At 41.2% G+C, this 12,979-nt stretch carries 14 protein-coding genes; 8 read left to right on the forward strand and 6 right to left on the reverse strand.

The window, feature by feature from the left end; translation table 11 throughout:
• Positions 1-154 precede the first annotated feature (154 nt).
• Genes ACJMLO_RS00295 through argS form a run of 4 tightly spaced genes read left to right on the forward strand, consistent with a single transcriptional unit; the run spans position 155 to position 4,217 of the window.
• On the forward strand, positions 155-784 hold the full coding sequence (locus tag ACJMLO_RS00295; RefSeq protein WP_405292778.1) for a cobalt-precorrin-8 methylmutase: 630 nt from the start codon (positions 155-157) through the stop codon (positions 782-784).
• Positions 785-793: 9 nt separating this feature from the next.
• Positions 794-2,068, forward strand: coding sequence for a glutamate-1-semialdehyde 2,1-aminomutase (hemL, locus tag ACJMLO_RS00300; protein ID WP_405292780.1), 1,275 nt, complete (start codon positions 794-796; stop codon positions 2,066-2,068).
• A 4-nt stretch (positions 2,069-2,072) separates the two neighbouring features.
• Positions 2,073-2,498: a signal peptidase I gene (locus ACJMLO_RS00305; RefSeq protein ID WP_405292782.1), complete on the forward strand. Its 426-nt coding sequence runs from the start codon at positions 2,073-2,075 to the stop codon at positions 2,496-2,498.
• 18 nt (positions 2,499-2,516) lie between these two features.
• On the forward strand, positions 2,517-4,217 hold the full coding sequence (gene argS, locus ACJMLO_RS00310; RefSeq protein WP_405292784.1) for an arginine--tRNA ligase: 1,701 nt from the start codon (positions 2,517-2,519) through the stop codon (positions 4,215-4,217).
• A 57-nt stretch (positions 4,218-4,274) separates the two neighbouring features.
• Here the strand turns inward: argS and ACJMLO_RS00315 are convergent, their stop codons facing one another.
• From ACJMLO_RS00315 to ACJMLO_RS00330, 4 genes are all read right to left on the reverse strand, one after another.
• Complete coding sequence (locus ACJMLO_RS00315) at positions 4,275-4,808, reverse strand: nitroreductase (RefSeq protein WP_405292786.1); 534 nt, start codon at positions 4,806-4,808, stop codon at positions 4,275-4,277.
• Positions 4,805-5,218: a MarR family winged helix-turn-helix transcriptional regulator gene (locus ACJMLO_RS00320; protein WP_405292788.1), complete on the reverse strand. Its 414-nt coding sequence runs from the start codon at positions 5,216-5,218 to the stop codon at positions 4,805-4,807. Before ACJMLO_RS00320 ends, ACJMLO_RS00315 begins: the two co-directional genes overlap by 4 nt.
• Entirely contained in the window at positions 5,211-6,578 is a 1,368-nt protein-coding gene (locus tag ACJMLO_RS00325) for an MATE family efflux transporter (protein ID WP_405292790.1), read from the reverse strand. The genes ACJMLO_RS00320 and ACJMLO_RS00325 overlap by 8 nt, the downstream gene beginning before the upstream one ends.
• Positions 6,579-6,681: 103 nt before the next feature.
• Positions 6,682-7,335, reverse strand: coding sequence for an Ig-like domain-containing protein (locus tag ACJMLO_RS00330; protein ID WP_405292792.1), 654 nt, complete (start codon positions 7,333-7,335; stop codon positions 6,682-6,684).
• A gap of 220 nt (positions 7,336-7,555) precedes the next feature.
• Here ACJMLO_RS00330 and purD point away from each other — a divergent pair, with 220 nt between their 5' ends.
• From purD to argF, 3 genes are all read left to right on the forward strand, one after another.
• Positions 7,556-8,866 (forward strand): phosphoribosylamine--glycine ligase, encoded by a 1,311-nt coding sequence (gene purD, locus ACJMLO_RS00335; RefSeq protein WP_405292794.1) that lies wholly within the window; start codon positions 7,556-7,558, stop codon positions 8,864-8,866.
• An 88-nt stretch (positions 8,867-8,954) separates the two neighbouring features.
• The gene (locus ACJMLO_RS00340; RefSeq protein WP_405292796.1) at positions 8,955-9,719 is read left to right on the forward strand and encodes a TMEM175 family protein; all 765 of its coding nucleotides are present in this window, start codon (positions 8,955-8,957) and stop codon (positions 9,717-9,719) included.
• Positions 9,720-9,782: 63 nt separating this feature from the next.
• Positions 9,783-10,691, forward strand: a complete 909-nt coding sequence (gene argF, locus ACJMLO_RS00345) for an ornithine carbamoyltransferase (protein ID WP_405292798.1) — start codon at positions 9,783-9,785, stop codon at positions 10,689-10,691.
• Between the two features lie 5 nt (positions 10,692-10,696).
• Here argF and ACJMLO_RS00350 read toward each other — a convergent pair whose 3' ends face one another.
• Both ACJMLO_RS00350 and ACJMLO_RS00355 read right to left on the reverse strand, forming a co-directional pair.
• Complete coding sequence (locus ACJMLO_RS00350; protein ID WP_405292800.1) at positions 10,697-10,942, reverse strand: zinc-ribbon domain-containing protein; 246 nt, start codon at positions 10,940-10,942, stop codon at positions 10,697-10,699.
• Positions 10,932-11,270, reverse strand: a complete 339-nt coding sequence (locus ACJMLO_RS00355) for a DUF2085 domain-containing protein (protein ID WP_405292802.1) — start codon at positions 11,268-11,270, stop codon at positions 10,932-10,934. The genes ACJMLO_RS00350 and ACJMLO_RS00355 overlap by 11 nt, the downstream gene beginning before the upstream one ends.
• A gap of 96 nt (positions 11,271-11,366) precedes the next feature.
• On the opposite strand from ACJMLO_RS00355, the gene ACJMLO_RS00360 reads away from it, so the two are divergent.
• Positions 11,367-12,979 (forward strand): acetolactate synthase large subunit (locus tag ACJMLO_RS00360; RefSeq protein ID WP_405292804.1); only part of this gene is annotated, 1,613 nt, incomplete at its 3' end.

Consider the following 12,979-nt stretch of genomic DNA (forward strand, 5'->3'; position numbering starts at 1 on the left):
TAGGGGACCTGGGGGATAGCTTAGAATATTTCCATTCACAAGAATGGATTACCTAAGAATCTCTGACCTCCACAGGTCGGAGAGGTTCAATTTTCTAGTTTTAAATCATACCATGACAAAATATTTAACATATATTTAATACATATCTAACATTATGACAGACAAAATGTTCATGGGTGCATCAACTAAGCAAGGTCTGGATATTGCAAACAAGAGTCGCGAAATTATCCGTGGCCTTATTGGAGATGATGTCAAAGACTTAAAACCAATAGAAAGAGACATTGTTGAGAGGATTGTTCACTCAACAGCTGATCCGGAGTATTCAAAATTAGTTAAAATAAGTTCTGATTTTGTAGATGCAGCTATGGCATCCCTTAAAAATAAAGAAACTATTTTAACTGACATAAATATGGTTAAATATGGTATTACAAGATATGATGGGGAAGTTGAGTGTTACATCAAAAATGAAGAGGTCGTAAAGATTGCAAAGGAAAATCAAATCACAAGGGCGGCTGCGGCAATGAGGTACGCCTCCCAAAACGATTTTGAAGGAATTGTAGTTTCAGGTAACGCTCCAACCGCTGTTTTTGAAGCTATGGATTTACATGCCAAAGGCGAGATGAACCTGAAAGCAATTGTAGGAGTTCCTGTCGGTTTTGTAGGTGCTGCCGATTCAAAGGAGGCACTTCATAACTCCGATATTCCAAATATCATTGTTGAAGGACCAAAGGGCGGAACACCTATTGCGGTTGCCTGTGTAAATTCCCTAATCCAACATTTATAGCGTGATAAAATGTATTCTGAAGAATTGTTCAATGAATCAAGAAAATATTTCCCTGGAGGGGTGAACTCTCCCGTAAGGGCATTTAAGCCTTATCCGTTTTTTGTTAAAAGTGCAGGAGGATCAAAGCTCACGGATGCAGATGGTCAAAGCTACATTGACTATTGTCTGGCTTATGGACCATTAATATTGGGTCATGCAAATCCAAAGGTCGTAAGGGAAGTTTCCAATCAGCTGACCATTGGAACAGCCTATGGTACTCCAACAGAAAATGAAATAACTCTTGCAAAGGAAGTTGTGGACAGAATTCCATCTGCAGAAATGGTAAGATTTTGTAACAGTGGTACAGAAGCCACAATGAGTGCAATAAGACTTGCAAGAGGATTTACCGGAAGGGACAAGATAGTCAAGTTTGAAGGTGCATATCATGGGGCACATGACTATGTGCTGGTCAAGGGAGGTTCTGGTGCTGCAACATTGCCTGACTCTCCTGGAATACCGGAGGATACCACCAAAAACACCCTGTCAGTTCCTTTCAATGATGAAGAGGCTTTGACTGAGCTAATTGAAAATGAGGGTGAAAACATTGCCTGTATCATTATGGAAATAGTCATGGGCAATGTCGGTTGCATTGAGCCTAAGCCAGGATTTTTAGAGTTCATAAGAAAGATAACCGAGGAAAACGGTATCGTATTAATCTTTGATGAAGTCATAACAGGTTTCAGGGCATCCCGTGGAGGAGCTCAACAGTACTATGGCGTAACTCCTGACCTGACTACTTTAGGCAAGATCGTCGGTGGAGGACTCCCAATGGGAGCATTCTGCGGTAAAAAGGAAATCATGGAGATGATTGCACCGCAGGGTCCGGTTTATCAGGCAGGTACATTTTCAGGAAACCCTATTTCAGTTCAGGCTGGTATTTCCACTTTAACCCAACTTGATGATGAATTCTATAAGGAACTGGAGAGAAAGGGAAACTTCCTTAGAGGCAATATCCGCTCAATCATTGATGATGAGGGATACAATATCCAGCCGGTCGGCCTTGCGTCAATGTTTCAGATTTATTTCACAGACGCTCCTGTCTATAATTATGCCGATGCGCAGACTGCAGATAGAAGGCAGTTCTTAAGATACTTCAAGACTTTATTGAAGGAAGGCGTTTTCATACCGCCTTCACAGTTTGAATGTAATTTCATTTCAAACGCCCATAGTATGGAAGATTTACAGAAGACTTCCGATGCAATTGAACTGGCACTGGAAGCCGCATTTAAAAAAAGAAGAAGGTAATATAATGGAGATTGATTATAAAGAACTTGTATCATACGTTATTATTCTTGTAATCGTTTTGATTGCCGCTCAACACCTGAACGTTGTTGTTTCAGGAAGTATGGAACCTGCATTTTACAGAGGAGATATTGTTCTGGTTGAAAAGGCAGATTTCTTCGGCATTCATGAGTTTGACCCGGCTTCCGTTGAAGTTGGAGATGTGGTAGTTTACAATGCCGCATGGTATGACCAGCCAGTTATTCATAGGATTATTAATATTACGGATATCAACGGAACTACGATGTACATGATTAAGGGGGACAACAATGACAGGCCCGATCCTTATTATGTAAAGGCGGACCAGATTACAGAAAAGGTCGTAACATTAGGTGACAATCTTGTTGTTATTCCGAAAATTGGATATCTTTCCCTTTGGCTTAGGGGCTTATAATTTTTATTAGGTGAGTTAATGTATTTTGAAATTGAAAAGCAAGCTATCGATGCCATCAACAAGGCATTGGATCAATATGATGTAGAAGTTGACAGAAATTTCAGGCTGGAATTTCCGCCGAATCCAAATTTGGGTGACCTTGCAAGCACCATTGCATTTGCACTTACCAAAAAATTGAAAACTTCACCACCTGAAGTCGCTTCCGATTTGGTTGAAAAGATTGATGTTCCTGAAATTTTCTCCAAGGTCCAGAACTTCGGACCATATGTCAATTTCTTCATAGATTATGACAAGTTCTCAAAATTGCTTTTGGAGAAGGTTGACGATAACTATGGCCAGCTTTCTGCATGCGATGAGAAAATCGTTTTGGAACATACTTCAGCAAATCCGAACGGTCCGCTACATATTGGACATATCAGAAACTCCATTTTTGGAGATTCTCTCTCAAGGCTTTTGAAACTGGCCGGAAGGGATGTTACCACCCAGTATTATGTCAATGATATGGGAAGGCAGATTGCAATCATCGTTTGCGGAATAACCGAATGCGGCCTTAAGATTGAGGATTATGAAGGCGAAAAGCTTGACCACAAAATCGGCAAGCTATACTTTGATGCCAACAAGGCTGTCGAAGAGGATGAAAATTTGGCTTTGAAGGTAGATGAACTGATTCAAAAATATGAGCAAGGCGAAGATGACGAATTAAACGAAGTCTTCGAGCAAGTAGTTTCAAGCTGCATCTCCGGAATGAAGCAGACACTTCAAAGAATCAATATAATTCATGATGATTTTGTATGGGAAGGCCGGTTTGTTAGAAGCGGTGAGGTCGATGACCTTGTCACATACATTCAAAGGGAAGGATTTACCCGTGAGGATGATGTGCTGTATATTGATTTGACCGACTTCAACATAGAAAAGGAATTCGTATTGAGACGTTCAAACGGCACTTCACTTTATTCAACCCGTGACTTGGCATATCACAAGTACAAGGCCACATTGGGCGATACGGTCCTTGACATTTTAGGTTCAGACCACAAGTTGGCAGCTAAACAAATTAAAGTCATCTTTGAGGAAATATTCAGACAGACTCCTCCTGAAGTCATCTTTTATGAATTCATCACACTTCCGGAAGGTTCAATGTCAACCCGTAGGGGCAAGTTCGTTTCCGTAGATGAACTGATTGATGAGGCTGTTTTAAGGGCTCATGATGAAATCAAGTCAAGGAACCCTGATTTGAGTGAAGATGAAATCGCTCCGATGGCTGAAGAGATAGGTATTGGCGCTGTAAGGTTCTTCATTGCTAAATTGTCCCCTGAAAAGCACCTCACATTCAAATGGGATGAGGCATTAAGCTTTGAGAGAGGATGCGCTTCAATTCAGTACGCCCATGCAAGGGCATGCAAACTGCTTGATAAGTCAGGTAAGGACATTGCATCATTATCCATCAGCGATGACTGGACTCCTAATGAAGCGGAAAAAGATTTAATCAGGCAAATCGCCAAGTTCCCGCAGGTTGTTGAGGACTGTGCAAACAAAAAGAGGGTCCACAATATCACTCAATATGCACAGGACATAGCCGGGTCATTCAACAAGTTCTATAAATCCGAACAGGTAATAGGTTCTGAATTTGAGGACACAAGACTGATTTTGGTTGACAGGGCAAAAACAACAATTAAAAACGCTTTAGATATTTTAGGTGTCAGTGCACCTCAAAAAATGTAGATGGGTATTTTTCTCATCTTCAATTTCTTTTTTTAATTCAAAAAACATTGTAAAGATTTAATCCACAAAGTGGATATAATCTTCTTTTCTTGGCATAGGTTCCGGCGCTTCCATATCGGGATATCCCAATACCACATGGCCGATTCCCTCATATCTTTCAGGAATTCCCCACTCCTTTAGAAGAGCCTTTCCCTTTTCAGACGAAAATTCCTCACGTGCCCTGTGAATCCAGCATGATCCGACACCGACCGCATGAGCAGCATTGACCAAAACTGCAAGTACGCTTGCCCCATCTTCCTGATAGGTCGGTATTTCACTGTCTGCAAGCACAATCAGAAGGGTCTTTGCACCATATAGCGGATCCATGTCTTCGGGAACATCAACCGGGAAAAAGCTTCTGTTCCAGGCTGAAAATTCTTTGATAGTTTGTGGATTTTGTATCACTACTATTTTAGGTGATTGCAGTCCTCTTCCAGTCGGCGCATATGTTCCTGCTTCCAGAATGCTTTTTAAATCATCGTCTGAGATTTGTTCGTCCTTGAATTTTCTTATGCTTCTTCTTGTTTTAAGGTCTTCGATTGTTTGATTCATATTAATCCCTCGCAAATTTTTCCTAATGTGTTCTTAAAGTTTTCATACTCCTCTTCACTTAAGTTGCTTTTGATTTTCAAATCCCACCTTTCATCATAGTCCATTACTTTTCTGGCTGCTTCAGCTCCTTTATCGGTTATTTCAATCCTTTTTGTTCTTTTGTCGGGAATCCTTCTTATGAATCCCTTTTCCTCAAGCTTTCTGAGGTTTCTTGTGATTGTGCTTTCGTTCAAATGGAAAGTCTGTGCCAGCTGCTCCTGAATGATTCCGGGATTTTTATATATGGTAATCAGTAATGGATGAAGGCCGAAGCTCAAATCCTCATCTTTCACGTTGTCATTGATGTATTTTGCATGTTCCCTGTAAAGTATTGAGATGAACGGTGCTGTGGGAATCTTTTCATCAAACATTTTCGCCGCTCCTCATCAGTCTGTTTATGTATAATTCGATACAAGCATAACATATCAGCGAACCTATTCCCCCTCCGAGAAGCATTCCGCAGTATATTCCGAACTCTCCCATGTTGAACGTGAAGCCAAGAATGTATGCGAAAATAAGCACCAGTATGAATTCCCTGAATGTTGTAAGTACAAATGAAACGGTTCCTTTGCCGACGCCCTGAAATACATTACCTGCACTGGCACCGAAGGGTACATAGAGGATAAATAGACACATTATCTGCAGGAAACTTGCTATTCTTGGCGCCAGACTTGCGCTGCTTTCGGAATATGAAAATATCAGTGCAATCTGGTTTGAAAACACATACAGGATAATGCACACGATTATTGAAGCTATCAGGGCCACCTTGACGGCATATCTTGCGGTAATCCTCAGGTTTTCATATTTTTTAGCTCCAAATGCAACTCCTGCCACAGAAATTGCCGCAGTTCCGACTCCTATTGCAGGAAGCATTCCGATGTTCACTATTCTCCAGCCTGCAGTATAGACGGCCACGGCCACAGGTCCGGAGACTACTGTCAGCATGAAATTGACGAATATTGTCAGAACTGACAGTACAAGCTGCTCCAGGCTTGCCGGAATTCCCACAACCAGAATGTCCTTGTACATTGTCATGTCATTGTGGAAGTCCTTGAAGTCATATGAGAGGTAGGTGTCCTTTTTGACAAACATCCAGTAGAACATTAAAAGCAGGCTTATGAACGGGCCTATTGCGGTTGCCCATGCCGCTCCCTTGATTCCCATGTTTAGTGTATAGATGAATATCGGATCCAGAATCATGTTTATTATTGCGGCCAGCGCTATCGGTAAAGTTGCCCTTTTTATGTCTCCTTCGGCCCTGAATGCACCTCCAACGATTGGAGGCATTAGAAGCCCTATTGTCCAGGCAAATATTATGAAGGCATAGTCGGTTGCATAACCGATTACGGATGAGGCTCCCATCATCATAAGCAGCGGCTTGAGGAAGGCCAAAAACAGAACGGTAATTATTATCGAAACTATTAAACTTAAAATCAGGTTATGTATCGCCGCATTGTTTGCTGAGGCCCTGTCTTCCGCCCCAATATATCTTGATATCAGGGAGTTTCCGCCGGCTCCCAGCCCGTTTCCGAATCCTACCATTATCAAAAACAGGGGTGTGACATATCCCAGTGCCGCAAGGGGTTCGGCCCCAAGTCCGGCCACCCAGATACTGTCAATGATGTTGTTTGCAAATATCAAAAACATGCTGGCTATTATAGGCAATGCAAGTTTGTTTATTGCCTTTTTCGGATCTCCAGTAATCATTTCAACATTTTCGTTCTTTTCCATGCTTCACCTCTCTTGCATATGCAACTATACTCTTGTATATGCAAGTGTTGGTATTTAAAGATTTTGAAAAACATGAAAAATAAAAAAAATAGAAAAAAGGTAATTATACTAAATTACCTTCTTCGTCAACTTCAGGCGGATTGTTTTTAAGATATGTGTAGCTTTCTCCGTCATCCTGTCCGCCGACGATTATGCCGTTGGCATTGTAGTATACATTCAATTCACTGTCATAGTATAGTTGACCGGAACCGGATGAGCCGGATGATGAACTGGATGATGAATCTGATGAGCTTTGATCGTTGTATTGAAGGGTATTTGCAGAAGAGTTACTGTTTGTTTCAGATGGTGTCTCGTCGCTGGTACCGTCTTCAACTGTAATTGTGACCTTTGCGCTGCATGCAGCATACTTGTCGTTTCCACCATAGTCGACAGCTACATCATAACTGCCTGCGTCTTCACCGTTAATTGTAAGATATCCTTTACCTGCATTGTCGGTATATACGGCATATTTTTCATCAACGCCTTTATCGGCGTTTTTGTATGTAATGTTTACAAGTTCACCGGCAATTGGATTGCCTTGTGCATCCTTGAGTTCAAATTGAACCTGTTCTCCATTTTTCAATGTATTTTGGCTTAAAAAGCTTATTTGTGTATTAATTTTGCCGTCTGTTGTTGGTTGGCCTTGTGAAAATACAAAGAACCCAACAGCTGCAATAATAATGACAACCAAAATTGCTATTATAATGTTTCTATTCATCTTTCTCACCTCTTAGAGTAAATGGGACAATAATTATATTTATTGCAGTCCAATTGAACATTTGACATTTAATGATATATATAACTTTTCAAAACAGGCAACTTTTTTGTGGCCGATGTTAAAAATAATATAATCATTGTCATTAGAATTACTATTTTCAACAATCGCTAAATTATAAATATTTTTAAAAACATAGTTTAAACCAACAGGAGACTATATTATGAAAGTTTTAGTTGTTGGAACTGGTGCCCGTGAGCATGCTATCGCTGACGCTTTAAAGGATGATGTTGAATTATACGTTTATATGAGTAAGGTCAACCCGGGAATGAGCAGAATTGCCGAGTTCAAGCAAGGTGACGAAGGTGAAGTTGAAAATGTAGCCCAATATGCTGTTGAAAACGATATTGACATTGCATTCATCGGTCCTGAAGCTCCCCTTGGAAAGGGTATTGTCGATGAGCTTCAAAAGAACGGAATCAAATGTGTGGGACCGACCCAAAGTGCGGCACGCATTGAAACGGACAAGTCATTTATGAGAAAGCTCTTTGAGGACTATAAAATTGACGGATCACTTGTTTATAAGGTGTTCGATAATTCAGATGAGGTTTCCGCATTCCTCGATGAGTTTGACCGTGACGTTGTCGTAAAGCCTGTCGGATTGACAGGCGGTAAGGGAGTAAAGATTGTTGGAGACCATTTGAAAGACAATGAGGAAGCAAAGGAATACTCCTGTGAAGTGATTGACAATGTAATGGGAGGATTTGCTCAGGTGATTATTGAAGAGAGACTCATCGGTGAAGAGTTTACCATACAGGCATTCTGTGACGGTGAACATCTTGCCCCTATGCCTGCAGCACAGGATCATCCTCACGCCTTTGAAGGGGATGTCGGCGCAATAACCGGTGGTATGGGTTCATACTCAGATGTAGGAGGTCTGTTGCCATTCTTATCTCAAGAGGATTATGACGCTGCAGTTGAAATCATGAAAGCCACTCTCAAGGCTATCGCTGAGGAAGCGGAACCATACAAAGGCATTCTTTATGGTCAGTTCATGCTGACCGCTGACGGGCCTAAACTGATTGAATATAATGCAAGATTCGGAGACCCTGAAGCAATGAATGTATTGCCTTTACTTAAAACCCCATTGGCAGAGGTATGTCAGGCAATCGTTGACGGCAATCTGGACAAGGTTGAATTTGAAGATAAGGCCAGCGTGTGCAAATACATAGTGCCTGACGGATATCCTGAAACCCAATATGCAGGTGAGCTGATTGAAGTTGATGAGGAAGCTATCGAAAAATTGGGCGCAAAGGTCTTCTATGCTGCAGTCAGCCAGGAGGATGACGGAATTCATCTGTCCGGTTCAAGGGCATTGGGAATCGTGGCAAGCGGCGAATCCATTGAAGAAGCTGAAAAGATTGCCGAGAAGGCATGCGAGTTTGTAAAAGGTAACGTTTACCACAGAAGAGATGTCGGCACCACAGAACTTGTCAACAAACGTGTAGAACACATGAAAGAAATTTTAAACTAAATTTCTTTTTTTTCTTTTTTTGGTGATTTAAATTAGAAAGTACACACCGCAAGAAATTGAATATCTCAAGAAGGATGTTTCTGAGCGATTGGAAATTCTAAAGGAAAATGCCGATGATGAGGGAAGTGTTGAAAAGTTTGAGGATTTTTCCACATTTCTGTCAAATGCCGACAACACCGGAAAGGATGCAAGAAAGATTAAAAGGTTAGATAAAAGATTAAGCTTCTATCAGAGATTTAAAAAGGCCCTCGAAAGTGACATAAACATCGACCCGGGTCGTCTGATGGGATTGACCGACGGTATTTTCGGTATGGTAATGACACTTCTTGTTTTCGGTATTGCCCTTCCCGAACTGCAAATAGCCAATTATTCTGACTTCATATCATTCATATCAACATTGGCTCCGACAATAGGCGTTACAATAGTCAGTTTTATACTTATCAGTTCTTTCTGGGTTTATCACCATGAGTTCATTAAGGTCAGGACCCTCAACATTCCCTATTTGTGGATTAACATAATCTTTCTGATTTGCATATCTTTCATACCGTTTACCACTTCATTGATTGGAAACTATTCCCATTTCTTTTTGTCTGAAGCACTTTTCGGGCTGAACATATTTTTGACAAGTCTGTTCTTCCTGATCATGTACTATTATGCATATAAAAGGAATTTCCTTGAAAAGACACCATCCCCTGAAGAAAAATCTCGCGTTTTGCACACTTTCTTCATAATTATCGCTCTGACAGTAATTGTAAACCTTTTGGACTTCAACGTTTCCGGAAATTTCATATACCTGTTTCTGCTGGTTCCTGTGATATCAACCGTAAGTGATATCAAATTTAAAATGGGATGATAGAAACATTTAATATATATCTTTAACAAATATCTTTTTTTATATAGAAAAGGGGATTTTAAAATGGGTAGTTTATTATCTATCAGTGACATTAAAGACGATGTTAAATACATTCTTGATTTGGCCGTCAAAATCAAAGCGGGAGAGATGGAAGAAAAGCCTCTTGAAGGCAAGACTTTAGCAATGATTTTTCAAAAATCATCCACCCGTACAAGAGTTTCATTCGATGTTGGAATGTACCAGTTGGGCGGAAGGGCTATCTTTTTGTCATCCAACGACCTGCAGATGGGAAGAGGAGAACCGATTTCAGACACTGCAAAGGTTTTGAGCCGTTTCGTTGATGGAATAATGATAAGAGCCATCAAACATTCAGATGTTGAGGAATTGGCCAAATATTCTGATGTGCCGGTAATAAGCGGACTCACAGACCTGGAACACCCCTGCCAGGCTCTTGCCGACATGTTGACAGTCAAGGAACATCTTGGTGATTGGAAAGGCCACAAGATCTGCTTTGTCGGTGACGGAAACAATGTGTGCAATTCCCTTTTGCTGATTGCTCCTTTGCTTGGCATGGACATGTCAGTTGCCTGTCCGAAAGGATATGAACCTAATGAGGATATATTAATGACCGCCCGTGAATATGCCGATGAAAACGGCACTGAAATAATCGTAAGCGATGATATCGGCGTTGCTTTGCAGGACGTTGATGTGGTATACACCGATGTCTGGGTAAGCATGGGCGATGAAGCTGAGGAAGCTCAAAGAAAAATAGACCTGTCTCCATTCCAGGTAAATTCCGATTTGATGAGTATAGCTAATGATGGAGCAATATTCATGCACTGTCTGCCTGCAATCAGAGGCCAGGAAGTGTCAGCTGATGTCATTGACTCCGAAAAATCCGTCGTTTATGATGAGGCCGAAAACAGGATGCATGCTCAAAAGGCCGTTTTGTACTATTACATGAAGGATTAGGGCAATCATCTAAATATAAGCCCAAAAATCGCAAAAACGATAAATATTGCTATTATGCATATGCAGCAGCTTGTCCAATCTGACCTGCCGCCTGATGTGGAGGTGCTCTGTTGGGAGTTTGTCTGATTGGTCTGTACATTTTCAGTTTCGATTACTGTCGCTTTTTTTACTTCTTCTTTTAGCTGACAACCGCAGTTTCTGCAGAATACCGCATTTTCCGGATTTTCTTCACCACATTTTCTACAATACATTCAAAACCCACCTGATAATGATTTTCAAAAAGATTATTAAACCTACGCCGCCAATAAATCCTGTAATAAATCTTAAACTGTTTGTGCTTTCCCTTGGACCAAAATACTGGGTAATGCCATCAATCGCCACCGGAATCATCACTATCATTGAAAGCATCAGCATATTGATGTCGTATGGATGTTCATAAAAGGCAGTAACGATTAGATAAGCAATCAGTCCGGTGTAAAATCCTGTGCATCTTGCACATACCGGAAACTGATGGCCTTTTATAAAAAAGCTCCTTTCAGGGCGCCTGTGGCAAATATATTTGGCAATTTCCATTTTCATCAGCACAACTTAATAACATTAATCTAATTCAATAATTATATATATTTTTGTATTCATATTAAATGTATAATACAAATATGAAAAAAGGTTTTTACAATGAGAGGCGGAGAAGCAATAATAGAATCCCTCAGGAATATGGGGGTCAAGACAATATTTGGTTATCCTGGCGGACAAACCATACCTTTCTATGACATGCTCTACGATGCGGACATGGATCATATACTGGTAAGACACGAACAGGCTGCTGCTCATGCTGCAGACGGTTATGCAAGGGCATCAGGTCGTGTGGGTGTGTGTTTGGCAACTTCCGGACCCGGAGCAACCAATCTTGTAACTGGTATAGGAACAGCTTACATGGATTCTTCTCCAATTGTGGCAATTACAGGTCAGGTTCCAACACATCTGATTGGAAATGATGCATTCCAGGAAGCGGACATCATTGGAATTACAATGCCGATTGTCAAGCACAGTTTCCAACCGAAAGACCCGGATTTAATACCTTCAATGATTAAGACAAGTTTTGAAATCGCTTCAAGCGGAAGGCCGGGACCGGTTTTGATTGACGTGCCTAAGGAAGTTCAGGAAGGCGAATTGACAGGATTTGATGATACTCTAATCGAAACTCCGGGATATAACCCAACCATAAAGGGCAATTTAAGACAGATTAAAAAGGCCTGCGAGTTAATTAACCAGTCAAAAAGGCCTCTTATTCTGGCGGGTGCAGGAGTCATCATATCAAATGCATGCTGCGAGCTTAAGCAGTTGGCTGAAACCATAAATGCGCCGGTAATGACTTCACTTTTAGGAAAGGGTGCCATTGATGAGACAAGCGATTTGTCACTGGGAATGCTCGGTATGCATGGAAGAAAGGTTTCCAACGATTCAGTAAATGAAGCCGACTTATTGATTGCTATAGGAATCAGATTTTCAGACAGAACCACAGGAAGACTGGACAGTTTCGTTCCAGACACCAAGGTTATTCACATTGATATAGACCCGGCTGAAATAGGCAAGAATGTGGATGTTGACTTGCCGATTGTCGGTGATGCAAGAAATGTTCTCAAATCATTGAATAAACAACTGAATGGTTATAAGGCTTCAGCTGACGTTAACTCATGGACAGACAAGATAATCAAGATGAAAAAGGAGCTCTATCCGAGAGTCACATATGATGACGTACCTCTAAAGCCTCAAAGCGTAATCAAGGAAATTTCAGAGGTACTCACACCGGAATCCATTTTGACAACCGATGTAGGTCAGAACCAGATGTGGGCGGCTCACTTTTATGATACACAAAAGCCCCGCAAGTTCATCTCCTCCGGAGGGCTTGGAACCATGGGATTCGGATTCCCTTCAGCTATCGGTGCAAAGGTGGCATGTCCTGAAGATCCTGTCGTATCCCTCAACGGTGACGGAGGATTTCTGATGGTCTGTCAGGAACTGGCTACGGTTCGAGAATATGATTTGCCTGTTATAGCGGTTGTTTTAGAAAACAGAACCTTGGGAATGGTTTATCAGTGGCAAAGCTTATTATATAACAAAAGGCATTCACAGACATTGCTTGGAAACAGTCCTGATTTCGTCAAGCTTGCGGAAAGTTTCGGCGTCAATGCAGTAAGAATTACCGAACCTGGCGAGACAAAGGATGCTTTGGCCAGTGCAATTAAGGACAACGAAGCAATCCTGTTGGATGTAGTAATAGACTCCGA

Source organism: Methanobrevibacter sp. (assembly GCF_045120835.1).
In the GTDB taxonomy this organism is placed as follows: Archaea; Methanobacteriota; Methanobacteria; order Methanobacteriales; family Methanobacteriaceae; genus Methanocatella.